This window comes from Paenibacillus macerans (assembly GCF_050565405.1).
Lineage (GTDB): Bacteria > Bacillota > Bacilli > Paenibacillales > Paenibacillaceae > Fontibacillus > Fontibacillus macerans_B.
The window spans coordinates 1-22,629 of sequence record NZ_JBNYYG010000039.1; the positions used below are offsets into that span (position 1 = coordinate 1).

23 protein-coding genes and 1 riboswitch are annotated in these 22,629 nt (G+C 56.0%); of the genes, 20 read left to right on the plus strand and 3 right to left on the minus strand.

Features of this window, described 5'->3' with window-relative positions; all coding sequences use genetic code 11:
* A partial coding sequence (locus ACQ4N8_RS19570) for a hypothetical protein (RefSeq protein ID WP_430706032.1) occupies positions 1-240 on the plus strand: 240 nt, incomplete at its 5' end.
* A 20-nt stretch (positions 241-260) separates the two neighbouring features.
* Here the strand turns inward: ACQ4N8_RS19570 and ACQ4N8_RS19575 are convergent.
* Entirely contained in the window at positions 261-1,265 is a 1,005-nt protein-coding gene (locus ACQ4N8_RS19575; RefSeq protein WP_430706076.1) for a ketoacyl-ACP synthase III, read from the minus strand.
* Positions 1,266-1,478: 213 nt separating this feature from the next.
* Between ACQ4N8_RS19575 and ACQ4N8_RS19580 the strand changes: the two genes are divergently transcribed.
* From ACQ4N8_RS19580 to ACQ4N8_RS19630, 11 genes are all read left to right on the plus strand, one after another.
* On the plus strand, positions 1,479-1,745 hold the full coding sequence (locus tag ACQ4N8_RS19580) for a DUF4183 domain-containing protein (protein ID WP_430706033.1): 267 nt from the start codon (positions 1,479-1,481) through the stop codon (positions 1,743-1,745).
* Between the two features lie 329 nt (positions 1,746-2,074).
* A complete protein-coding gene (locus ACQ4N8_RS19585) occupies positions 2,075-4,201 on the plus strand; it encodes a DNA topoisomerase 3 (RefSeq protein ID WP_430706034.1) in 2,127 nt (708 codons plus the stop codon).
* A gap of 58 nt (positions 4,202-4,259) precedes the next feature.
* Positions 4,260-4,397 (plus strand): hypothetical protein, encoded by a 138-nt coding sequence (locus ACQ4N8_RS19590; RefSeq protein WP_430706079.1) that lies wholly within the window; start codon positions 4,260-4,262, stop codon positions 4,395-4,397.
* A gap of 181 nt (positions 4,398-4,578) precedes the next feature.
* The gene (locus ACQ4N8_RS19595) at positions 4,579-4,830 is read left to right on the plus strand and encodes a DUF1294 domain-containing protein (protein ID WP_430706035.1); all 252 of its coding nucleotides are present in this window, start codon (positions 4,579-4,581) and stop codon (positions 4,828-4,830) included.
* A gap of 64 nt (positions 4,831-4,894) precedes the next feature.
* Positions 4,895-5,329, plus strand: coding sequence for a universal stress protein (locus ACQ4N8_RS19600; protein WP_430706036.1), 435 nt, complete (start codon positions 4,895-4,897; stop codon positions 5,327-5,329).
* Positions 5,330-5,688: 359 nt separating this feature from the next.
* Positions 5,689-6,417, plus strand: coding sequence for an amino acid ABC transporter ATP-binding protein (locus tag ACQ4N8_RS19605; RefSeq protein ID WP_430706037.1), 729 nt, complete (start codon positions 5,689-5,691; stop codon positions 6,415-6,417).
* Between the two features lie 31 nt (positions 6,418-6,448).
* Positions 6,449-7,303: a glutamate ABC transporter substrate-binding protein gene (locus ACQ4N8_RS19610; RefSeq protein WP_430706038.1), complete on the plus strand. Its 855-nt coding sequence runs from the start codon at positions 6,449-6,451 to the stop codon at positions 7,301-7,303.
* A gap of 134 nt (positions 7,304-7,437) precedes the next feature.
* Positions 7,438-8,088, plus strand: coding sequence for an amino acid ABC transporter permease (locus ACQ4N8_RS19615; protein WP_430706039.1), 651 nt, complete (start codon positions 7,438-7,440; stop codon positions 8,086-8,088).
* Positions 8,089-8,112: 24 nt separating this feature from the next.
* The gene (locus tag ACQ4N8_RS19620; protein ID WP_430706040.1) at positions 8,113-8,763 is read left to right on the plus strand and encodes an amino acid ABC transporter permease; all 651 of its coding nucleotides are present in this window, start codon (positions 8,113-8,115) and stop codon (positions 8,761-8,763) included.
* A gap of 112 nt (positions 8,764-8,875) precedes the next feature.
* Positions 8,876-10,168, plus strand: coding sequence for an ATP-binding protein (locus tag ACQ4N8_RS19625; protein ID WP_430706041.1), 1,293 nt, complete (start codon positions 8,876-8,878; stop codon positions 10,166-10,168).
* Between the two features lie 466 nt (positions 10,169-10,634).
* The gene (locus ACQ4N8_RS19630) at positions 10,635-11,537 is read left to right on the plus strand and encodes a response regulator (RefSeq protein ID WP_430706042.1); all 903 of its coding nucleotides are present in this window, start codon (positions 10,635-10,637) and stop codon (positions 11,535-11,537) included.
* 158 nt (positions 11,538-11,695) lie between these two features.
* On the opposite strand, the gene ACQ4N8_RS19635 is transcribed toward ACQ4N8_RS19630, so the two are convergent.
* Both ACQ4N8_RS19635 and ACQ4N8_RS19640 read right to left on the minus strand, forming a co-directional pair.
* Positions 11,696-12,400: a hypothetical protein gene (locus ACQ4N8_RS19635; RefSeq protein WP_430706043.1), complete on the minus strand. Its 705-nt coding sequence runs from the start codon at positions 12,398-12,400 to the stop codon at positions 11,696-11,698.
* A gap of 50 nt (positions 12,401-12,450) precedes the next feature.
* A complete protein-coding gene (locus ACQ4N8_RS19640) occupies positions 12,451-12,984 on the minus strand; it encodes a hypothetical protein (RefSeq protein ID WP_430706044.1) in 534 nt (177 codons plus the stop codon).
* Between the two features lie 304 nt (positions 12,985-13,288).
* A riboswitch (purine riboswitch) is annotated at positions 13,289-13,390 on the plus strand.
* A 310-nt stretch (positions 13,391-13,700) separates the two neighbouring features.
* Between ACQ4N8_RS19640 and purE the strand changes: the two genes are divergently transcribed.
* The 8 genes from purE to purF all read left to right on the plus strand — a co-directional run bounded on the left by purE (position 13,701) and on the right by purF (position 22,629).
* A complete protein-coding gene (gene purE, locus ACQ4N8_RS19645) occupies positions 13,701-14,198 on the plus strand; it encodes a 5-(carboxyamino)imidazole ribonucleotide mutase (protein ID WP_430706045.1) in 498 nt (165 codons plus the stop codon).
* Positions 14,195-15,439, plus strand: a complete 1,245-nt coding sequence (purK, locus tag ACQ4N8_RS19650; protein ID WP_430706046.1) for a 5-(carboxyamino)imidazole ribonucleotide synthase — start codon at positions 14,195-14,197, stop codon at positions 15,437-15,439. The genes purE and purK overlap by 4 nt, the downstream gene beginning before the upstream one ends.
* Positions 15,436-16,734, plus strand: coding sequence for an adenylosuccinate lyase (gene purB, locus ACQ4N8_RS19655; RefSeq protein ID WP_430706047.1), 1,299 nt, complete (start codon positions 15,436-15,438; stop codon positions 16,732-16,734). The genes purK and purB overlap by 4 nt, the downstream gene beginning before the upstream one ends.
* Positions 16,735-16,818: 84 nt before the next feature.
* A complete protein-coding gene (locus ACQ4N8_RS19660) occupies positions 16,819-17,718 on the plus strand; it encodes a phosphoribosylaminoimidazolesuccinocarboxamide synthase (protein WP_430706048.1) in 900 nt (299 codons plus the stop codon).
* Between the two features lie 284 nt (positions 17,719-18,002).
* Positions 18,003-18,248: a phosphoribosylformylglycinamidine synthase subunit PurS gene (purS, locus tag ACQ4N8_RS19665; RefSeq protein ID WP_430706049.1), complete on the plus strand. Its 246-nt coding sequence runs from the start codon at positions 18,003-18,005 to the stop codon at positions 18,246-18,248.
* Between the two features lie 4 nt (positions 18,249-18,252).
* Entirely contained in the window at positions 18,253-18,942 is a 690-nt protein-coding gene (purQ, locus tag ACQ4N8_RS19670) for a phosphoribosylformylglycinamidine synthase subunit PurQ (protein ID WP_430706050.1), read from the plus strand.
* On the plus strand, positions 18,920-21,163 hold the full coding sequence (purL, locus tag ACQ4N8_RS19675) for a phosphoribosylformylglycinamidine synthase subunit PurL (RefSeq protein WP_430706051.1): 2,244 nt from the start codon (positions 18,920-18,922) through the stop codon (positions 21,161-21,163). The genes purQ and purL overlap by 23 nt, the downstream gene beginning before the upstream one ends.
* Positions 21,148-22,629: an amidophosphoribosyltransferase gene (gene purF, locus ACQ4N8_RS19680; protein ID WP_430706052.1), complete on the plus strand. Its 1,482-nt coding sequence runs from the start codon at positions 21,148-21,150 to the stop codon at positions 22,627-22,629. The genes purL and purF overlap by 16 nt, the downstream gene beginning before the upstream one ends.

Sequence of the window (22,629 nt, forward strand, 5' to 3'; positions counted from 1 at the left end):
ATTTTTCGTATATATTTCTCGCCTGATCCTTTCGGCATCCTGGGTTGGGGAAGCAGAGCCCCGGATGTTAATGCAACGCTAATGCTAATAGGGGAATATTATGCCCCTATTATTGCTGCAGGTGGACCCATAAGCAGCTTTTCCCGGTTTGGGCTAAAAATAAGGTCCCAAAACACCCTTATTTCCAAGAAAGCTACTTACGTCAGCCGGATAAGGGGTAAAAAAGGCCCTTATTCCTAAGTCTCATAGCGGCAGCTGCCTCATGAATTTGGGCTGTTCGGCACACCCCAGCGCACAATGAGTCCGGCATGGGTCAAGCCGCTGCCGAAGCCGTAGAGCAGTACCCGGTCGCCGTACTTCAACTGGCCGGAGTCTACGCCCGCCTGCAAAGCGAGTGGAATTGAAGCGGACGACGTATTGCCCATGTCTTGCACGCTTTGCAGGGTTTTGCCAAGCGGCAGCGAGGCTTTTTCGCAGATCGATTCGATCATGCGCAGATTGGCGCTGTGAGGCACGAACCAATCGATGTCGTCGCGGGTGAGACCGGCCTGGCCCAGCAGCTGTTCGATTCCTGCGGAAACGGTACGGACGGCCCATTTAAACACCTCGCGCCCGTTCTGCACGATTTTTCCTTTGCCCTCCAGCGGGGCACCGTCCATATGATCCGCCAAACCGGAGCGGTAAACATGGATGCCGCCGGCTCCGTTCGTCCCCAGGATGAAGGATTCGAAGCCGGGTTCCTCCGGATCGTATTCGACGAGCACGGCCCCGGCCCCGTCGCCGAACAGGATGCAGGTGCTGCGGTCGGTGTAGTCGGTAATTTTGGACATCGTTTCCCCGGCGACGACGAGAATTTTGCGGTGAAGTCCGGAACTGACCAGTCCATTGGCAATATGGAGAGCGTAGGCAAAGCCGGCACAGGTCGCGTTCAGGTCGATCGCCCCGGCTTGCTCCATGCCGAAATGCTGCTGAATCCGGCAGGATACCGTGGGGAAGGAATAATCCGGCGTCGTCGTGGCGGCAATGATGAAATCGACGTCGGTAAGCGAAACTCCGTACGTATCCCGGAGCCGTTCGGCGGCCCGGATGCATAGCTGCGAGGTGAATTGGTCTTCGCCGGCGATATGCCGTTCCTTGATCCCCGTGCGCTGCACGATCCATTCGTCGCTGGTATCCACCAGCCGTTCCAAATCTTCATTGCTCAGAATTCGCTCGGGACTATACGAGCCGATCGCGGTAATGCGGGCCTTGGATAGCTGAGTCAACAACCGAATCACTCCTTTAAATTTGAAATTTGATATCAGGTATTAGCACCTGGTATTAAAAATAGTATATCCGATTTTATTTAATTTTCCAATCCGCTTCTCAAAACATGCAGGATTGCCGCTTTCCGTCCAAGCCGCAAAGCAGCGCTGCACATAAACTGCATTAATTCCAAATCAGTTGCTAGATAATAGATACGCGAAGGAGGATGTTCCATGCCGCTGATCAAACTATATCTGGAAGCGCAAAGCACCGTTACGGGGAGCATCAGTACCTCAACGACGACCAGTATGGTCCCCGCCGTCAACCGTTATACGGCGACGGTCGTGATCGGGAATATCATCGGCAGCACGACCGTCATTCCCGCAACCGGACTCTCCGATGATAACGGCGCCCCCGTGCCGGCCGGCGGATTAGCCGTTCCGACGGGAAGCGGCTATTACAACCTTTATGTGAACGGGGTGCTGAAAGGGGAGGCCTGAGCAATTTAACCGCATCAGCGCTGACGATCAACACCGCTTTGGTTATAGGCATTACGGTGGTTGTCGAGGTCGTCAATTTCTCCGCCGTTTCCTCGTCGGCTTCGACGAGCGATTTGTCCGTTTCGACGACAGTGGGTTATTGAACGCAGCCGACTCCCGACTGGCGGCCAGACCGGTCCCAAAGAGTTCCTTGAACCCCAAGGCCGCACTACATAGGCCGGAAAGCGAAAGGCTGGCGGCGCAAATGAGGCCGAAGTATTCCCGACTTCGCGCGGCCGGCATCGCGGATGTTATAATGTAACTCAGGAAAGGAGTGTTTGATCGATCTCATGAAAACATTGGTATTGGCGGAAAAGCCGTCGGTCGCGAGGGAAATCGCGCGGGTGATGGGCAGCCGCGATAAGCATAAGAGTCACATTGAAGGCCCGAAATACGTGGTGACCTGGGCGCTGGGCCATCTGGTGGGCTTGGCCGAACCCGAGGATTACGACGCGAAATTCGGAACCTGGGCGCTGGAGGATTTGCCGATTTTGCCGGGAAAAATGAAGCTGAAGGTGCTGCGCGAAAGCAACCATCAGTTTAAGGCGGTGCAGCAGCTCATGCGTCGGCAGGATATCGGCGAGCTGATCGTGGCGACCGACGCGGCGCGCGAAGGAGAACTGCTCGCCCGCTGGATCATGGACATGGTGAAATGGAACAAGCCGTTCAAGCGGCTGTGGATTTCTTCGCAAACGGATAAAGCGATTAAGGAAGGCTTTGCGGCGCTGAAGCCGGGCAGCCAATACGAACGTCTGTACCAATCGGCGCGCTGCCGGGCGGAAGCCGACTGGATGGTCGGGCTGAACGTGACCCGGGCGCTGACCACCAAATTCGGAGCGCCGCTATCGGCTGGACGCGTGCAAACGCCGACGCTGGGCATGATCATGGTGCGGGAAAACGACATTACCCGCTTCCGCTCGGACGAATACAGCGTGCTGCGTGCGGATTTCGGCAAGTTCGAAGCGGTTTGGCGGGGAGCGAGCGGGGACTCGCGCATATTCGCCGCGGATCAGGTGGAGAACCTTAAGTGCAAACTGGAAGGCCGCTCGGGCAAAATCGCCAAGCTGGCCAAAAACGAAAAAACGGTGCCCCATCCACTGGCCTACGATTTGACCGAATTGCAGCGGGACGCCAATCGGCTTCTCGGTTTCTCGGCCAAACAGACGTCGAACGTGCTGCAGCGGCTTTATGAGCAGCACAAGCTGGTCACGTATCCGCGGACGGATTCGCGTTACCTGACGGCGGACATGGCGGATACGCTCAAGGAACGCCTAGCGAGCGTCGCCGTCGGTCCGTATGCGCCGTTGGCCCGGCCGCTGCTGCGGGGCAACCTGCCGCTCGGCAAGCGGATCGTCGATGACAGCAAGGTGACCGATCACCATGCGATCATTCCGACGGAGCAAACGGTGCTGCTGAATGCGCTGAGCCCCGAGGAACGGAAGCTGTACGACCTGATCGTGCGGCGGTTTATCAGTTTGTTTTATCCGCCGGCCCGGTATGATCAAGTCACGGTGACGGTGGAGATCGCCGGCGAGACGCTGCACGCCAAAGGTACGACGATCAAGGACAGCGGCTGGCGAGCCGCTTATGACGGTCAGGCGATGGAGGAGGAAGGCAGCGGGGACGAGGAAGAGGAGAGCGGTGCGACGCTGCCGGAGTTAAGCCAAGGGGAAGCGGTGACGGTGCAGCGCTGCCGGATTACGCCGGGCCGGACGCAGCCGCCGAAGCGGTACACGGAAGCGGCCCTGTTGACGCAGATGGAGAAGCATGGCCTTGGCACGCCGGCGACGCGGGCCGATATCATCGAGAAGCTGGTCAGCTCCGATACGATCGAACGGCAGGGGAATTATTTGCATCCGACCGGCAAAGGCAAGCAACTGATCGAGCTCGCCCCGACCGATTTGCGTACGCCGGAATTAACCGCGCGCTGGGAGGCGGAATTGGAGCGGATCGCCCGCGGTCAAGGCCAGCCCGAGCCGTTCCTGCACGGGATCCGCGAAATGGCGGTCGGACTGGTGCGGGGCGTCAAGCACAGCGATGCAACGTATAAGCCGCATAATGTCTCGAACAGCCATTGCCCGGATTGCGGGACGCGGCTGCTGGAGAAGAAAACCGGGCGCGGCCTCATGCTCGTCTGCCCGAGCGAAGATTGCGGCTACCGGCGTTCCGGGGAGAAACGCCTGTCGAACCGCCGCTGCCCGCAGTGCCACAAGAAGATGGAGATGAAGGAAGGCAAAGCAGGGATGTATGTGCAGTGTTTGTCCTGCGGCATTACCGAAGTCATGGACAAAGAGAACAAGCATCTCAATAAACGCGAGCAGCAGAAGCTGGTCAAGCAGTATTCGCAGCCGGAATCGATCGGTTCCAATCTCGGCGAGCTGTTGAAGGCGGCGCTGGAGAAGAAAGGCGATGCATAACCGGAAATCGCATAAAACCCCAACCTTTTCGGGACGCTAAGTACCGGAGGTGATGAGGGTGCCGGATCATAAAGCGCGGAAGACCGAAAATCGGCAGAACAAGTCGAGCATTCTGGAACCGACCGACGCAGCCAAGCTGAAGAAGCAGGCCGATTACCCGCCCAATTTGAACGAAATACCCAAGAATGAAACCTGATGTTTTGCGATTAGCCTGAGGCTCCCCATGCGGGGAGCTTTTTATGCATGAGGACAGCTGCCGGGGAGATGCGTTTGCTCCGTTATTTGGAGTATAATAGAGTCAGGAGAGAATCAGGAAGGCTTCGCATCCTTACGGATGCCGTAACCATCGGAAGGAGGCGGGGAGTACGAAAACGGGCTTGCTGTTTTGGTTCCTGTTTATCAATGGAGTCGCGTACCTGGTCATGTCCGACGACAAACGGCGGGCCCGGCAAAGGCGCGATCGGGTTCCCGAGAGAACGTTGTTCCTGCTGGCCGCCTTAGGCGGGGCACTGGGCGTGTTGATCGCCATGAACACCAAACGCCACAAGACGAAGCATATGAGCTTCCGGGTCGGCATTCCGCTGTTGCTTTTATTCAACGCCGTGCTTTACGGGTATTTTTTAATATAGTCATCGGCAACGGTTTAACGGTTCATCTCAGGCTAGTTATTCTAGATAAGAGAGGTGTTTGCCCATGTTATTCACCAAAATCGTAGCCGCGTACGACGGATCGAAAGCGGCGAACAAAGCGTTGGACAAGGCTATCGAACTGAGCAAATTATCGCCCGGCGCAATGCTGGAAGTGCTGCATGTGTACGATTTTCCGCGTTTTTATGTGGCGGATGGTTTTGCTCCGGTACCGGCTTCCATGAACAAGGATTTCTATGAGCTGGCGGAAAGAACGGCAGAGGAAGCGAAAAATCGGCTTCAGGCCGCCGGCCTCGAACCGAAGGTCGAAATGGAGCAAGGGCCGCCGGCCGAATCGATTCTGGACTACGCGAAGAAAAACGGTGCGGACCTGATCGTAATCGGGAGCCGCGGGCTAGGCGGCATCCGCGAATTCGTGCTTGGCAGCGTCAGCCACAACGTCGTGCAGCATGCGCAGATTCCGGTTTTGGTCGTGAAATAAAATTACCGTCAACTCAGCCTGACCGATGATTCGGTCAGGTTTTTTATGTTTACTAACGAATCCGGATCACATTTCGCGGCCTAATTTCGGTTGATAAAGGAAGATCCGCGTCAGGAAAACTAACGCTTGTCCTACGAGGTAGGGCATAAAACGCTTAATAAATGAAATTTCTCACAGTAATTCAAATATTTTTTGGTAGCTGGAAAACGCTTTGCGTAGGATAGTGTAGTTTTTTATAGTCGCTGCAGTAAGGTTAATTTCAAATGTTACGATTACTCACATAAGTCTAGCCTCAAAGGTACATACGTCGGGTTAGAGGCAGAAGGAGAAATCGTCTCACCAGGAAGGGAGGATTGCCGTTGATCCGCTTTCGCCAGGTCGATAAACATTACGGACATTTCCATGTGCTCAAGGGGATTGATCTGCATGTTCAGGAAGGGGAGGTCGTGGTTGTCGTCGGTCCGTCCGGTTCCGGAAAAAGCACGATGCTGCGCTGCATCAACCGGCTGGAGACGATAACGAGCGGCGAGCTGACGGTAGGCGGCGTCGCCGTTAACGATCGGAAGACGGATATCAATAAGATCCGCCGGGATATCGGAATGGTCTTTCAGCATTTCAATTTGTATCCGCATAAAAAGGTCATCGACAACATTACGCTGGCACCGGTCAAAGTGCTGGGCATCTCCAAGGCGGAAGCCGAGCAGACGGCGATGTTTTATCTCGAAAAGGTCGGCATCGCCGATAAGGCCTACGCCTACCCGTCCCAGCTGTCGGGCGGTCAGCAGCAGCGGGTCGCCATCGCCCGGGGGCTGGCGATGAAGCCGAAGATCATGTTGTTCGACGAGCCTACCTCGGCGCTGGATCCGGAGATGGTCGGCGAGGTGCTCGACGTGATGCGCACGCTGGTGCGCGAAGGCATGACGATGGTGGTGGTCACGCACGAAATGGGCTTTGCCCGGGAGGTGGCGGACCGGATCATTTTCATGGATCAGGGGCAAATCGTCGAAGAGGCGGGGCCTGAGGCGTTTTTCGCCGATCCGCGCGAAGAGCGGACGCGCACGTTCCTCAGTCGTTTGTTAAGCCACTAAAAATGAGGATACCCAGGGGAGGAAGAGAAGGATGAAGAAACGTTGGAAGCTCTTCAGCATCGCGGCGGTATGCGCGATGGTCGTGTTGGCCGGTTGCGGCAATAACGAGTCGGGCGGCAATGCCGCAAGCGATGGAGGGAACTCCGCTCCGGCGGCCGGCGAAAGCGGGTCCGGAGCCTTGGACAACATCAAGGAGCGCGGCAAGCTCGTGGTGGGCGTCAAGTTCGACACCAAGCTGTTTGGCCTGAAGGACCCGGCCACCGGCAACGTGGAAGGCTTCGACATCGATATCTCCAAAGCGATCGCGAAGCATATCTTTGGCGACGAGAACGCGCTCGAATTAAAGGAGGTCACCTCCAAAACGCGGATACCGATGCTGAACAACGGCGAAATCGATATGATCGTCGCCACGATGACGATTACCGAGGAACGCAAGCAGGAGGTCGACTTCTCGGACGTTTACTTCCAGGCCGGCCAATCGCTGCTGGTGAAGAAGGGCAGCCCGATTCAGGGCATCGAGGACGTGACGGCCGAGACGACCGTGCTCGGAAGCAAAGGGTCCACCTCGGTCAAAAATATCCGCGACAAAGTGACCGGCGTCAAGGTGTTGGAATTCGACAACTACCAGGATGCGTTCAGCGCGCTGAAAGCCGGGCAAGGCGAAGCGTTGACGACGGACGATTCGATCCTCTACGGCATGGCCGCCCAGGATCCGAACTATGAGGTGGTCGGCGAACCGTTTACCGATGAGCCGTACGGGATCGCGGTGCAAAAGGGCAACACGGACATCGTGCAAGCGATCAACGATACGCTGAAGGAACTGCATGACAGCGGGGAGTACGATGCGATCTACGAAAAATGGATCGGCAAGAAACCGGCCGAATAAATAGGGTTCCTTGAAAACGCGAAAGGATGGAACGGGCGGTCCGCCTTGCCATCCTTTTGTGCTTGCGGGAGAGCCGAGGCGGCTTGGAGGACAACCGCCCGGCTAATCCCCCAAGGCAGGAAGGGGATGAAACGATGGACTTTACGATATTGAGCGATTACTTCGGCGATTATATGGCAGGCTTCCGGGGAACGGTGATTTCCAGTTTGCTGGCGCTGGCCGGCAGTTTCCTCCTGGGGACCGTCATTGCCGTATTCCGCATCGGCCCTGTCCGCGCCTTGCGCTGGTTCGGGACGGGGTACGTGGAATTTATCCGCAATATCCCGCTGCTGCTGGTCGTATATATTTTCTATTACGGACCGTCTGCGTTGAGGATGCCCTTGGACGGTTTTACCGCCGGAACGATCGGCCTCGCGGTGTATACCTCGTCGTTCATTGCCGAGGCGATCCGCGCCGGGATCATGGCGATACCCCAAGGACAGACGGAGGCTGCCCGCTCGTCGGGGCTGTCCTATGGGCAGACGATGGTGAACATCGTTTTGCCTCAGGCGATCAAGCTGGTCATTCCGCCGCTCGGCAACCAATTCATCAATTTGATCAAAAACTCGTCGGTGCTGACGATCGTCGCCGGCCTGGATCTGATGTATTTTGCCGATATCATCAGCGTGGATACGTATCGGACGTTCGACACTTATATCTTTGTCGCCTTGTTCTATCTGCTGCTCACGCTGCCGCTGAGCTACGGGGTGCGGGTGTGGGAGCGACGGCTCGGAAGAAAATATTGAACATAAGCGGAAGGAGGTCGTTCGATGGATTTTTCGGGGGCCTACAGCGCGGAGAATTTGAGCTTTCTATTGGACGGTTTGTACGTGACGCTGATCGTGGCGGGGGCGTCGATCATGCTCAGCTTTTTGTTCGGCTGCCTCGTGGGCGTCGTTCGCTACGCGAAGCTGCCGGTCCTGTCGCCGGTCATGCTGGTGGCCGTGGAACTGATTCGCAATTTGCCGCTACTGCTAATCATCTTTTTTATGCGGTTTGCCCTGCCGGAGGTCGGAATTAATCTTGGGCTGGTCACGGCCACGATCACGGGGCTGACGATATTTGAGGCGGCCATGGTCGCGGAAATCGTGCGCGGGGGACTGGCCTCCGTCGACAAAGGCCAAATCGAAGCGGCGCGCTCGTCGGGCCTAAGCTCACCGCAAACGCTGTGGCACATCGTGCTTCCGCAAGGACTGCGGCGGATGGTTCCGCCGCTCGTAAGCCAATTCATCTCCCTGCTGAAAGATACGTCGCTGGCGGTCGTCATCTCCCTGCCGGAGCTGATGCACAACGCCGGGATCGTCATCGGGCAGGGCTACACGTACACGATTCCCACGCTGCTGCTGGTGGCGCTGATCTATTTTACCGTCAACTTTTTGCTATCCATGGTCTCCCGGCGGTTGGAAACCCGGCAAGCTTGAGGCGATGCCTAATGTGATCTGACATTAAATGGAATGGAAAGGATAGGCGATGTCCCCGAAATATGGTACTATATTGGGCAATATCAACTCGTGAGAGCCAGGTGAGGTTGGCATGGGGGCAGCCTTTGTTAAATCCAAATTCATGCGGATCGGAATCGTCGCGATCGGCACGGCGCTGGCCGGGGAATTGAAGATCAACCCGTTTGACGGCGATATTTTCAGGATTGGGCTTGGCAGCAGTGCCTTTCTGTTATCTTTGTTGTTGCTGCGAGGGTTGCCTCATGTAATGACGGGGTTCCTGACGGGGATGGTCGTGTTGGCGTTCCGGACCGGATTGGATCAGGCCTTGGGAAACGGGTTGACTTTGGCCGAAAGCCTGACGAGGCATTGCTCCGCCGCGGTGTATTATATCGTGTTTGCGGTCGGGATGAGCGTCATCAAGCATAGGGTGGACCGGTTTTATCCATTGGCGCTGGGGGCGGTGACGGCGGTGATCGACCTGTTATCCAACGAAGCGGAGCTCCTGACCCGGCTGCTCGTCACCGGCACGGCGACGTTTAAGCTGAACGAGTGGACTTTTCTGATGGCCATCGCCATGCTGCGGACGTATTTCGTCTCCGGGATTTACAGCAGCATTGCCGTGAGCCGGATGCGGATCATCCAGAAGGAGCAGAACCGCCGGATCGAGCAGATGCTCAGCTTCAGCTCCGGGCTTTACGGCGAAGTTTTCTATCTGAAGAAATCGATCGGCACGCTGGAGAACGTCACCCTGCGCAGCTACGAGCTTTACCGCCATTTGAAGGAGGAAGGTTCGGAGACGCACAAGCATCAGGTGCTCGGCATCACGCAGCAGATCCATGAAGTCAAGAAAGACTCGCAGCGCATCCTGGCCGGCTTGATCAAGCTCACGGACCGTGAGGTCCCCGGCGACTTGCCGCTGTCCGGACTGGTTCAATTTACGGTCAAAAGCAATCAGAAATACGCGGAGATGCTGGGCAAAAACATTGTGATAACGCAGAAATTATCCGCCGACTATATTACCTCCAGCTATATTCCTCTGCTTACGCTGCTGGGCAATCTGACCGCCAACGCGGTGGAAGCGATCAAGCACCAGGGACAGATTCATCTTGAGGTGCGCGAGCAAGAAGGGTTTACGCTGTTTGCGGTAGGCGACAGCGGGGCCGGCTTGCCGCATCAGGATCACGGATTGCTGTTCGAGCCGGGTTTTACGACCAAATTCGATGAGGAAGGCGTAGCGGCCACGGGGATCGGGCTTTCCCACGTACGGGACATCGCGGACCAGTTCGGCGGGGAGGTGTCGGTGGGCACGGCCCCGGGGCTCGGCGGCGCCATGTTCCAAATCCTCATTCCGACGGAAATGCTGCGAAAGCCGATGAATCGTTGAACTACCGTTTCAATGAAGGTTCAAAAAAGTCAGGTTTGGAGCACCGAAGCGTATGCTTCCGAAGTGCGTTTTTTCAAAACGCTTTAGGTCGGATGAAGCTAGGGACTTCAGTAGCGGGGCCGATCGTAACCATGCTGAACGTAACCGCACTGAACGTAACGGACCGTAAAGACCTTATTGGCCCATTTCCCGGCTATTTCCCGCTGTAACGGACTCCAGCGACCTTATTGGGCTCTCATGGCGGCCATTTAGCCGCTTCTAACCGAAATAAGGTCTCCTCGGTCCGTTAGAATCGGAAACTGCCCAAAAGCGGGCCAATAGCGTTTCTGGTGTCCGTTAGCTTGCCGGAACCTACGTGAGCAACGGAAGGCCCGGCTGAATTCAAGATTCGAAGTCGCTTAAGCTTCTTGACCTGCTTCGTGATCAAAAGATGACTTGTTGAACTACCTCTATAGGAGGAATAAACATGCCCCTTTCTTTCTGTATCGTAGACGACGACGCCGGTGCGCGGAGAATGCTGCAGCATATTATCGAAGACAGCGGCCTGGGCGAAGTGACGGGAACGGCCGGCGACGGAACGGAAGGCGTACGCCAGATTCTGAGCGAAGCTCCGGATATCGTGCTGATGGATCTGCTGATGCCCGACCAGGACGGGATCGAAGCGATCGATTCGCTGCGCGCCCAAGGCTGCGGCTCGCGGTTCGTGATGATCTCCCAGATCGAAAATCAGGACATGGTCGGGCGGGCGTACCGCAGCGGAATCGAGTTTTTCATCCGCAAGCCGATCAACCGGATCGAAGTGGAAACGGTGCTGCGCAAAGTGAATGAACGGTATGCCATGGGTCATTATCTGGACGAAATCAAGTCAAGCCTCAAAAAGCTGGAGGGACTTCGCAGCAATCCTTACTTGCCGGCCGGGAAAAAGACCGTGCGCGAGGCGATCCAGCCGATCCTCATGAACATGGGCCTGATCGGCGAAAGCGGCAGCCGGGACATGATCGCGATCATGGAGATTTTGCTGGAACGGAGGGACGGCGGCCATCTGCCTCCGCTGAAGGAATTGTACCGGCAGGTGGCGGCGACCTACAAAACGAAGCCGGAAGACGCCGCCAAAGAAGCGAAGGCGATGGAGCAGCGGCTGCGGCGCGCCTTGACGGCGGGGCTGTCGAATCTCGCGTCCATCGGCCTGACGGATTACGGCAACCCCCGGTTCGAGTATTACGCCCCGCTTTACTTTGATTTCGAGGACGTGAGGCTGAAGATGAAGGAGATCGAGGAAGGCCGGGAACCGGGGGGCAAGGTGAAGGTGAACATCAAAAAGTTTTTGCAGGTGCTTTATATCGAACTGCAGGAGCAGATGGGAGGATGAATAATCCACTTTCATGGAGAAATGTGGAACTTATTAAAAGGCATGAGCCCGGTACGAACTCATGCCTCGGAGAAAGCCTAACCTATGAAAAATAACAAATTGGGTCACTTCAAAGTTGAATGGTCTGAAAATATTTGTTGCTATAATTCCAATTTAAGTCACTTATAAATATCCATACCAATCACTCTTCCAGTGGGATCATCTACAATCAAATAGACTTCCTTACATTTAGTGTTAAAGTATTTAATTGTTACGGAATGCTTTAATTCCTTAGAATAGTACCAGTAGGTAGGCACTAAAGATAAACTAATGCGGTTTGTGAAAAATGTACTTTCTAAAAATTCGAATACTTCATCGAAATCATCTTGAAAATTTATATTATTCTCCTTTTCTTTTAAGACTTTTAATTGGATATTTTTGTTGATTAAGCCGAAGGGTCTTTCTGCTTGAATTCCGTATAAATCCTGTACTATAGGATGCAATTGTTTTTTGCTAAATAATGTTTTAAAAAGCTCTTTAATCTCATTTAAAGGTTCACAAAATTGAATCTCAAAAGGGAGAGCTTCATTCAAACCAAAATACCCTTTTACATCAACAAAATAAGGTGCTATATCCTTCATACATTTCTCATATGCTTTTTTATTTGAAATCGGAATTGATGTCACTAGATTATTATTCATAACAGATGGAAAAACAAAAAACTGTGATAATACTGATGGTTTTAGATTTACTGATGTATTACAACTATAATTTTTTGATAGTTGCTCAACATTATAGTCAATGGGGTCTCTTCTGACTTCTCCTTTAGGGAGTGAGTATGCTATTTCGGTCCAATCATATATTCTCAATGGTCTTCCTCCCATGAAAAGGGCATCCCCACCTAGAAATACTGGTAGGGATGCTATTATAATTTTTAAACATCAATAAAACCAAAGAAAACAGAGTTTGATTTGGCACTTGATAGATTATTGAAGACAGTATTTCTGGCAGTCAAAGATCCGGTGATTACTACCCTATATTCTCCGTCGTCAAGACTATAGAAATTAAATTGCCCTCTTACATTCTCACTCGAAGGATTAAATGAGTAGCTTCTAATACTATAATCAATGTCCACCCAGGAACGTAATTCTGTGCTGTAATATTGAAGTACAGCGGTAAGATAGGCACTATAAACATAGTCGTTCCCGCTAAAATTCCAGTTAGCTTCTAAAGTTGAAGTACCAACCTTTTTTGCTGCTACGGTCATAGTTCCGTAGTAGACTTCTTGAGGCGTTATTTGGTTAGTAGAATTACCTTTTGTATTACCATTAACTATTTCTGTGCCACCAATGAAATATCCTTCTGATGCTATATTATCAGATTTTGGACTTGGACTATCAGCAAATGCAGAGACAGAGGGGACGAGTAACAGTGTGAGTAAAAAGAAAAAAAAGATTTTTTTGAACATTTCTATCCTCCAAACTATAAAATTAGTAATTATGCAAATAACGGCCGTTATTTGAACTTATTTTATAGCATATCCTGGAATATATCTACTATTTTTGTAAAAATATGTTACATAATGTGTTATAATTCTATTTATTGTTAATTCACTCTTATGTTGGCCTATGAGTATGGCCAATTTATTTATCATAAGGTGGTTTATGAGGCAAACTGAAAAGCGAACATTTACATTTTACAATCAATTAATGTTCGGATTTGAGTTGACATCGGATGTCGGCCATTGGTAAACTAGGAGAGGAAAGGCGGTCCGCCGCCGAACATAATAAACTCGTATAATGCCGGGGATAAGGCCCGGAAGTTTCTACCCGAGAACCGTAAATTTTCGGACTACGAGCGAATACGTGATGAAGGTAAGGCTATCTCCGCACGGGAGGCCTTCTTTTTATGAGCCTGGGCTTGATTGCACCGGGCTTTGCGTTGCCGGCGACGGTTCGGCTTGCATGTGGCGTTGTCGATCCCTGGTCTTATCCGTGTCGAATTTTGGCATGCTAAGCTTGCCGGGGTGTCCTATCGACCGCCCGCCGCGCAAAGACGTATTCGCTCAGGGTCCGCGAATTTCTGAAAATACTCGTTATTTTCCAGAGAGTTCCGGACCTTTTTAACTTTTCGGCGTTATTTGACCATAAGAGAAACGTAGAATCCAGGAAGGTAGGTTGAGGCATGACAGCACAGGTTGCAGTAATCATGGGCAGCAAATCGGATTGGGAGACGATGTCCCACGCATGCGCCGTATTGGAAGAACTGCAAATTCCGTATGAGAAAAAAGTCGTATCCGCGCATCGCACCCCGGACTTGATGTTCGAGTTTGCGGAGCAGGCCGAGGATCGCGGGCTGAAGGTCATCATCGCGGGAGCCGGGGGGGCCGCCCACTTGCCGGGCATGGTGGCGGCGAAGACGACGCTGCCGGTGATCGGCGTGCCGGTGAAATCGGCGGCGTTGAACGGGCTCGATTCGCTGCTGTCGATCGTGCAGATGCCGGGCGGCATCCCGGTGGCGACCGTGGCGATCGGCAAAGCGGGCGCGATCAACGCCGGGCTGTTGGCGGCGCAAATGTTGGGTGCGTTTGACCCGGAAGTCATGCGCCGGGTGCAGGAGCGCCGCGACCGGATCAAGGACGAGGTGCTGGATAGCAGCGCGGAGTTAGGAGTGTTGGAATGAACGGGGATTCCGGGGCGAAGGATAGCGTTATAGGCGGTGCGCCGGTGATCGGACCCGGAGCGACGATCGGGGTGCTGGGCGGCGGGCAGCTGGGACGGATGATGGCGCTCGCCGGAAGCAATCTCGGCTATCGCTTCGTCGCGTTGGACCCGACGCCGGATGCTCCTTGCGGCCAGGTGGCCGGGCAGATCACAGCCCGATATGACGATCAGGAGGCCGCCCGGCAACTGGCGGAACGTTCGGACGTCATCACGTACGAGTTCGAAAACGTCGATGCCGGCGTGGCCGCGCTGCTGGAGGAGCTGTCGTACGTGCCGCAAGGCAGCCGGCTGTTGTATACGACCCAGCATCGGCTGCGCGAGAAGCGGGCGGTGGAGGCCGCGGGCGTCAAGGTGGCCCCCTACGTTGAGATCGGCAGCGAGGAGGAACTGCGAGCGGCCGTGGAGCGGTTGGGCATCCCGTCCGTGTTGAAGACGGCCACAGGCGGGTATGACGGCAAAGGCCAATGGGTGATCCGGGCGGAAGCGGAAATCGGGCCGGCCTACGCCGAGCTAAGCAAAGCCGGGACAGAGTTGGTTTTGGAACAATTCGTTCCATTTGTGAAAGAACTGTCGGTCATCGCGGCGCGCAGTCCGCGCGGGGAGATCAAGACGTTCCCGGTGGCGGAGAACATCCACGTGGATAATATTTTGCATGCCTCGATCGTGCCGGCCCGCGTGGAGGAGCGCGTGCAACGGGAAGCCGAACGGCTGGCGGCCCGGATCGCCGAAGGACTGGAAGCGGTCGGGCTGCTGGCCGTGGAAATGTTCCTGACCGCGGAGGGGGAGCTGTTCGTGAACGAGCTGGCTCCGCGCCCGCATAATTCCGGTCATTATACGATGGAGGCTTGCACGACCTCGCAATTCGAGCAGCACGTGCGGGCGATCTGCAATTTGCCGTTGGGTCCGGCGGAGCTGTTGACGCCGGTCGTGATGGTGAACGTGCTGGGCGAGCATCTGGAAGCGGTGCGCCAGTCGATCGTTAGCGGGGATTGGTTCGACGGCGACGGTGCCGTTTCCGGCGAACTGAAGGAGACCCATCCGCGAACTGGATTCGCCGTGATCCCCAAAGTACACTTATATGGAAAGAACGGAGCCGCACCGAAACGGAAAATGGGTCACATCAACCTGCTGTGCCGCGAGGTGAAGGACGGGCTTCATTGGATCGAGCAAACCAACATTTGGAGGAATGGACGCGCATGATTGAACGTTACAGCAGACCGGAAATGAGAGCGATCTGGACGGAGGAGAACAAATTCAAGGCTTGGCTTGAGGTGGAAATCTGCGCTTGCGAGGCGTGGGCCGAGCTGGGCGTGATTCCGCAGGAAGACGTTGCGCTGCTGCGCAAGAACGCTTCATTCGATATCGACCGGATTTATGAAATCGAGCAGGAGACGCGCCATGACGTCATCGCGTTTACCCGGGCCGTATCCGAAAGCCTGGGCTCCGAGCGGAAATGGGTGCATTACGGCTTGACCTCGACGGACGTGGTGGACACCGCGCTGGGGTATTTGCTGAAGCAGGCCAACGGGATTTTGGAACGGGACATCGTAAACTTCATTCAGATTCTAAAAGACAAAGCGATCGCCTATAAAGATACGCCGATGATGGGCCGGACGCACGGCGTGCACGCCGAGCCGACGACGTTCGGGCTTAAGATGGCGCTGTGGCATGAAGAGATGAAGCGCAATCTGGAGCGATTCCGCCGTGCGGCGGACGGCGTGCAGTTCGGCAAGATCTCCGGGGCGGTGGGCACCTACGCGAACATCGATCCGTTCGTGGAGGAATTCGTCTGCCGGAAGCTGGGCACGAGCCCGGCGCCGATTTCGACGCAAACCCTTCAGCGCGACCGTCACGCCGAATATATGGCGGCGCTGGCGCTGATCGCCACATCGCTCGACAAATTCGCCACGGAAATCCGCGCTTTGCAAAAAAGCGAATTCCGCGAGGTGGAGGAAGCCTTCGCCAAAGGGCAAAAAGGCTCCTCGGCGATGCCGCACAAGCGCAACCCGATCGGCTGCGAAAATATTTCCGGCCTGTCCCGCGTAATCCGCGGCCACATGATCTCGGCTTACGAAAACGTAACGCTTTGGCATGAACGCGATATTTCCCATTCCTCGGTGGAGCGGGTGATTTTGCCGGATGCCACGATGCTGCTGAACTATATGCTGAATCGCTTCGGCAACATCGTCAAAAATCTGACGGTGTTCCCGGAGAACATGAAACGCAACATGAGCCGGACGTTTGGCGTGCCGTTCTCCGGCCGATTGCTGACGAAGCTGATCGACAAGGGCTTCAGCCGCGAGCAGGCGTACGATACCGTGCAGCCGCGCGCGATGCAGGCTTGGGAAACGCAACGCCAATTCCGCGACATCGTCGAGGAAACGCCGGAAATCACTTCCGTGCTCAGCAAGGAAGAGATCGACGACGCGTTTAATCCGGCTTGGCACCTGAAGCATGTAGATACGATTTTCCGCAAGCTGGGATTGAGCGAATAAAAAACTTGTTGCCGACCTTCGGCAGCAAGGAAAACGGGCTAGGTCTGGGGGACAGGCCGGCCGATTTGGAGGAGGAGCAGCGACATGTCAGCACCGGCAATTTCCACGGCGGCGGATTTGGTGAACGCCCCGCTGTTGTACAAAGGCAAGGTTCGGGAGCTTTACGATCTAGGCGAGCACTACTTGATCGTGGTCACCGACCGCATCTCCGCGTTCGATTACGTGCTGGATCCGGCGGTGCCGGATAAAGGCAACGTGTTGAACCGGTTGAGCGCATTCTGGTTCGACAAGACGCAGCCGTTGCTGGAAAACCACGTGATCCATACGGACGTGGATCGGCTGGATGGCGTAATTCCGGCCGAGCATCGGGCGGTGTTGAAAAACCGCGTGATGGTCACCCGCAAGGCGGAGCGCATCGATATCGAATGCGTCGTGCGCGGTTACGTGACCGGCGGCGGCTGGCGTCAGTACGAGAAGACCGGCGAAATCAACGGTATCAAGCTGGCGGAAGGCCTGCGCAAGAACGCCAAGCTGGCGGAGCCGATCTTTACGCCGGCAGCGAAAAACGATGTTGGCCACGACGAGGACATCTCCTTCGCGGAGATGGAGGATAAGGTCGGCGCGGAGTTGGCAGATCAACTGCGCAGCCGCAGCCTGGAGCTCTACGCCTTCGCTCGCGATTACTGCGAGGAGCGCGGCATCATCCTGGCCGACTGCAAGCTGGAATTCGGGCTGGCGGGCGGCAAGCTGATACTGATCGACGAGATGTTTACGCCGGACGCTTCGCGGTTCTGGGCCAAAGAGAACTATGCCCTGGACATCGAAATCGACAGCATGGACAAAGAGCCGGTGCGAACTTACCTGGCCGGATCGGACTGGGACAAAAACAGCCAGCCTGACCCGCTGCCGACGCACGTGGTCGAGGAGACGACCCGGCGCTACCGCGACATTTACCGGCGCCTGACCGGCGGCGAGCTGGAGTAGAAGTAGCTTAGCTCCACGCTCCACGCGCTAACGAACTCCAGAGACGTTATTTGGGTAAAAACAAAGTTTTGTGAGCTATAACGGACCGAGGAGACCTTATTTTGCGTAATTCGGCTTCAAAGGCCTTATTTCCAGCTTGATAACGTCCGCAGGGTCCGTTAGACCGGGAAATATCCGGGAAATGAGCGATTAGCGTCATTACGGTCCGTTAGGGGCGAGTTCCATACCAAAACGTTTTCGCGGCCGTGCCGCAACAAGTCCAAATTTAGGAGGAACACGAGGAAATGATTAAAGCGAGCGTTTATGTCACGATCAAGCAAAGCGTACTTGACCCTCAGGGGGTTGCCGTTCAGGGGGCGCTGCATTCCATGGGCTTCAGGGAAGTGGACAGCGTCCGCATCGGCAAATATATGGAGCTTACGCTCGACACGAACGACCGCTTCGAAGCGGAAGCCCGCGTCAAAGCGATGTGCGAGAAGCTGTTGGCCAATACGGTGGTAGAAGATTACCGCTTTGAATTGGAGGGCTAAGTCCATGAAATTCGCAGTCCTCGTATTTCCCGGTTCCAACTGTGATATCGACTGTTACAAAGCGGTGGAAGACGGCTTGGGCGAATCCGTCGATTACGTCTGGCACACGGCCACCGATCTATCCGCTTACGATTGCATCCTGGTTCCCGGCGGTTTCTCCTATGGCGATTATCTGCGGTGCGGAGCGATTTCCCGCTTTGCGCCCGTGATGGCGGAAGTAGCCAAGGCTGCGGAGCAAGGCAAGTTTATTCTGGGCATTTGCAACGGGTTCCAAATTTTGACGGAAGCGGGTTTGCTTCCGGGCACGCTGCGCCGCAATATGTCGCTGAAGTTCCGCTGCCATGACACGGCGCTGCGCGTCGAAAACAACGAAAATCCGTTTACCTCGCTGTATGCGCCGGGCGAAGAGATTTCGATTCCGATCGCGCACGGCGAAGGCAACTATTATTGCGACGAGGAAACGCTCGCGAAACTGCAGCAAAATAAACAGATCATTTTTCGCTACGTTAACAACCCGAACGGCTCGGTGGACGATATCGCCGGCATTTCCAATGAGCGCGGGAACGTTGTCGGCATGATGCCGCATCCGGAACGGGCGGTAAACGCCTTGCTCGGCTCTACGGATGGCAAAAAAATGTTTACATCCATATTGAAGGCTTGGAGGGATCGGCATGAGTCAGCAAGTGTCCGCTAAGGAACCGAATGCAGAGCAAATTGCGGAGCAGCAAATATACAAACAGATGGGCGTTTCGGATAGCGAATACGAACTGATCTGCGGTTTTCTGGGCCGTAAGCCGAACTATACGGAAATCGGCGTATTTAGCGTCATGTGGTCCGAACACTGCGCTTACAAGAACTCGAAGCCGCTGCTGCGGCGTTTTCCGACCAGCGGCCCGCGGGTTCTGATGGGACCGGGCGAAGGCGCCGGCATCGTCGACATCGGCGATAACCAGGCGGTCGTGTTCAAGATCGAAAGCCACAACCACCCTTCCGCGGTCGAGCCTTACCAAGGCGCGGCGACGGGCGTGGGCGGGATTATCCGCGATATTTTCTCCATGGGGTCAAGACCGATCGCAATCCTGAACTCCTTGCGGTTCGGCAAGCTGGAGAGCGAACGCGTGAAATATTTGTTCGAGCATGTCGTGTCGGGGATCGCCGGTTACGGCAACTGCATTGGCATTCCGACGGTTGGCGGGGAAGTCGTGTTCGACGATAGCTACGACGGCAATCCGCTGGTCAACGCGATGTGCGTGGGCTTGATCGATCATGACAAAATCCAGCGCGGCGTCGCCAAAGGCGTCGGCAACCCGGTGTTTTACGTCGGTCCGCCGACGGGCCGCGACGGCATCCACGGCGCCACGTTCGCTTCGGAAGAGTTGACGGAGGAGTCGGAAGCGAAACGGACGGCGGTCCAAGTAGGCGATCCGTTTATGGAGAAGCTGGTCATGGAAGCCTGCCTGGAATTGATCGATACCGGCATCGTGCTGGGGATTCAGGATATGGGCGCGGCCGGTCTGACCTGCTCCAGCGCCGAGATGGCGAGCAAGGCCGGCAACGGGCTGGAATTGTACCTCGATGAAGTTCCTCAGCGCGAGGAAGGCATGACCGCTTACGAAATGATGCTGTCGGAATCGCAGGAGCGGATGCTGTTCGTCGTCGAGCCGAAGGACGAGGCGCAGGCGCGGGAAATTTTCGAGCGTTGGGGCGTGATTTGCGCGAAGGTCGGCAAGGTGACGGACGATGGGCGCCTGAAGCTGTTCCATCACGGAGAACTGGTCGGGGACATGCCGGTGACGGCGCTGGTCGACGAATGCCCGATTTACGATAAGCCGTCGGCGGTTCCCGCTTATTATGAGCAACATGCGACGGTCGATACTACGCGGTACGAGGAGGTGCGCGACCTGGGCGCGGCCTTGGACCGAGTGCTGTCCTCGCCTTCGGTAGCGAGTAAGGCTTGGGTGTATAACCAATATGATTACATGGTCCGTACCAGCACGGCGGTTCGTCCGGGCTCGGACGCGGCGGTCGTGACGATCCACGGCACGCGCAAGGCGCTGGCGATGACGACCGACTGCAACGGCCGGTTCGTTTATCTGGATCCCGAGGTTGGCGGACGGATCGCCGTCAGCGAAGCGGCGCGCAATATCGTTTGCTCCGGCGCGGAGCCGCTGGCGATTACGGACAATTTGAACTTCGGCAGCCCGGAGAAGCCGGATATTTTCTGGCAGATGGAACGGGCGGTCGACGGAATGGCCGAAGCGTGCCGCGAGCTGGATACGCCGGTTATTGGCGGCAACGTCAGCTTATATAACGAAAATGCCAAAGGGGCGATTTACCCGACGCCGGTCGTCGGCATGGTCGGCCTCGTGCACGACACGGACCACATTACGACGCAAGGGTTCAAATCGGAAGGCGACGTCGTTTTCCTGCTGGGCGAGACGAAAGCGGATCTGGGCGGAAGCGAGTTCCAGGCGATCGTGCACGGCGTGGTCGAAGGGCGTCCGCCGCAGCTGGATCTGGCCGTGGAGAAAAAATTGCTGGGTACGGTGCTTGAAGCGATCCAAGGCGGTCTGGTCCGTTCGGCCCACGACTTGTCCGAAGGCGGCTTGGCCGTGGCGCTGGCGGAATCGTGCATCAGCGGCGGTTTGGGCGCCAAGGTGGAAGTGAAGGGCGGACTGCGTCCCGATTTTGCCTTGTTCAGCGAATCGCAATCGCGGATTCTGCTCTCCGCAGCGCCGGAGCAGGCGGATGCGCTGGAACGGTTGATCGCGGAGCGCGGCGTGCCCGTTGCCCGGATCGGCCGCGTCGGGGGCGGAGAGCTTACGGTTTCGGTGAACGGAGCTTCCGTCCTGGCCAAACCGGTCGATCGGTTGAAACGCGTCTGGGAGGATGTCATTCCATGTCTGATGAAGTAATGCCGCAGCCGGGGCTTTGGACAGGAGCATATTACAACGAAGGCGCGGGACGGATTGATCCGTTCGATACCCTTCGCGAGGAATGCGGCGTGTTTGGCGTATTCGGCCATCTTGAAGCGGCTTCGCTTTCCTATTACGGCCTTCACGCGCTGCAGCATCGCGGTGAAGAGAGCGCCGGGATCTGCGTTAGCGACGGAGAGGATTTCAACTATCACCGCGGCATGGGACTCGTCAAGGAAGTGTTCGACCGCGACAAGCTGGCTTCGCTGCGGGGCGACCGCTCGATCGGCCATGTCCGTTATTCGACCAGCGGGGACAGCAAGTTGACGAACGCGCAGCCGTTGATCTTCAAATACCGCGACGGCGATTTGGCGGTGGCGACGAACGGCAACATCGTCAACGCCCCGAAAATCCGCCGCGAGCTGGAGCAAAGCGGTTCGATCTTTCAGACGACCAGCGATACGGAAGTCATCGCGCATCTGATCGCCCGTTCGTCGAAGGACTTCGTCGAAGCGGCGAAAGACGCGCTGCGCCAGTTGGTCGGCGGCTTCGCCTTCCTGCTGCTGACGAACGACAAGCTGATCGCCGCCAGCGATCCGCACGGATTGCGGCCGCTCGTCATGGGACGCCTCGGCGAAGCGTACCTGTTCTCGTCCGAGACGTGCGCGTTCGAGGTTGTCGGCGCGGAGACGATCCGCGAGATCCAGCCCGGCGAAATGCTGGTGCTGGATCGGGACGGCCTCCGCGAGGAGCGGTACGCCGAGCCGGCGCGGAAGGCGCTTTGCGCGATGGAATACATCTACTTCGCGCGCCCGGACAGCGACATGAACGGCTCGAACCTGCACGCGAGCCGCAAGCGGATGGGGCAGGTCATGGCGCAGGAGTCGTTCGTGGACGCGGACGTCGTCACCGGCGTGCCCGACTCCAGCATCTCCGCGGCCATCGGCTACGCGGAACAGACCGGCATCCCGTACGAGCTCGGGCTGATCAAGAACAAATATACCGGCCGGACGTTCATCCAGCCGAGCCAGGAGCTGCGGGAGCAAGGCGTGAAGATGAAGCTGAGCGCGGTGCGCCGCGTCGTGGAGGGCAAACGCGTCGTCATGATCGACGATTCGATCGTGCGCGGCACGACCTCGCGGCGGATCGTCAATCTGCTGCGCGAAGCCGGCGCGACGGAGGTACATGTGCGCATTACCTCGCCGCCATTCAAAAATCCGTGCTTTTACGGCATCGACACCCCGGATCGCGGCGAACTGATCGCCTCGTACAAAACGGTAGATGAGATATGCCGGGAGATCAACGCGGATTCGCTGGAGTTTTTGAGCCCGGAGGGCCTGATCCAGGCGGTCGGCGGAGACAACGCCAAGGATTATAAAGGCGGGCTTTGCATGGCCTGCTTCGACAACGACTATCCGACCCGGACGGATTTCGACGGGGAAGAGAAGTTTGGCTGTACGTGCTGA

Excerpts from the sequence above, each read along its gene's own strand:
- ACQ4N8_RS19580 (WP_430706033.1), top strand. The coding sequence starts at position 1,479 with ATGCCGCTGATCAAACTATATCTGGAAGCGCAAAGCACCGTTACGGGG.
- ACQ4N8_RS19585 (WP_430706034.1), top strand. The coding sequence starts at position 2,075 with ATGAAAACATTGGTATTGGCGGAAAAGCCGTCGGTCGCGAGGGAAATC.
- ACQ4N8_RS19600 (WP_430706036.1), top strand. The coding sequence starts at position 4,895 with ATGTTATTCACCAAAATCGTAGCCGCGTACGACGGATCGAAAGCGGCG.
- ACQ4N8_RS19610 (WP_430706038.1), top strand. The coding sequence starts at position 6,449 with ATGAAGAAACGTTGGAAGCTCTTCAGCATCGCGGCGGTATGCGCGATG.
- ACQ4N8_RS19615 (WP_430706039.1), top strand. The coding sequence starts at position 7,438 with ATGGACTTTACGATATTGAGCGATTACTTCGGCGATTATATGGCAGGC.
- ACQ4N8_RS19620 (WP_430706040.1), top strand. The coding sequence starts at position 8,113 with ATGGATTTTTCGGGGGCCTACAGCGCGGAGAATTTGAGCTTTCTATTG.
- ACQ4N8_RS19625 (WP_430706041.1), top strand. The coding sequence starts at position 8,876 with ATGGGGGCAGCCTTTGTTAAATCCAAATTCATGCGGATCGGAATCGTC.
- ACQ4N8_RS19630 (WP_430706042.1), top strand. The coding sequence starts at position 10,635 with ATGCCCCTTTCTTTCTGTATCGTAGACGACGACGCCGGTGCGCGGAGA.
- ACQ4N8_RS19635 (WP_430706043.1), bottom strand. The coding sequence starts at position 12,400 with ATGGGAGGAAGACCATTGAGAATATATGATTGGACCGAAATAGCATAC.
- ACQ4N8_RS19640 (WP_430706044.1), bottom strand. The coding sequence starts at position 12,984 with ATGTTCAAAAAAATCTTTTTTTTCTTTTTACTCACACTGTTACTCGTC.
- purE (WP_430706045.1), top strand. The coding sequence starts at position 13,701 with ATGACAGCACAGGTTGCAGTAATCATGGGCAGCAAATCGGATTGGGAG.
- purK (WP_430706046.1), top strand. The coding sequence starts at position 14,195 with ATGAACGGGGATTCCGGGGCGAAGGATAGCGTTATAGGCGGTGCGCCG.
- purB (WP_430706047.1), top strand. The coding sequence starts at position 15,436 with ATGATTGAACGTTACAGCAGACCGGAAATGAGAGCGATCTGGACGGAG.
- ACQ4N8_RS19660 (WP_430706048.1), top strand. The coding sequence starts at position 16,819 with ATGTCAGCACCGGCAATTTCCACGGCGGCGGATTTGGTGAACGCCCCG.
- purS (WP_430706049.1), top strand. The coding sequence starts at position 18,003 with ATGATTAAAGCGAGCGTTTATGTCACGATCAAGCAAAGCGTACTTGAC.
- purQ (WP_430706050.1), top strand. The coding sequence starts at position 18,253 with ATGAAATTCGCAGTCCTCGTATTTCCCGGTTCCAACTGTGATATCGAC.
- purL (WP_430706051.1), top strand. The coding sequence starts at position 18,920 with ATGAGTCAGCAAGTGTCCGCTAAGGAACCGAATGCAGAGCAAATTGCG.
- purF (WP_430706052.1), top strand. The coding sequence starts at position 21,148 with ATGTCTGATGAAGTAATGCCGCAGCCGGGGCTTTGGACAGGAGCATAT.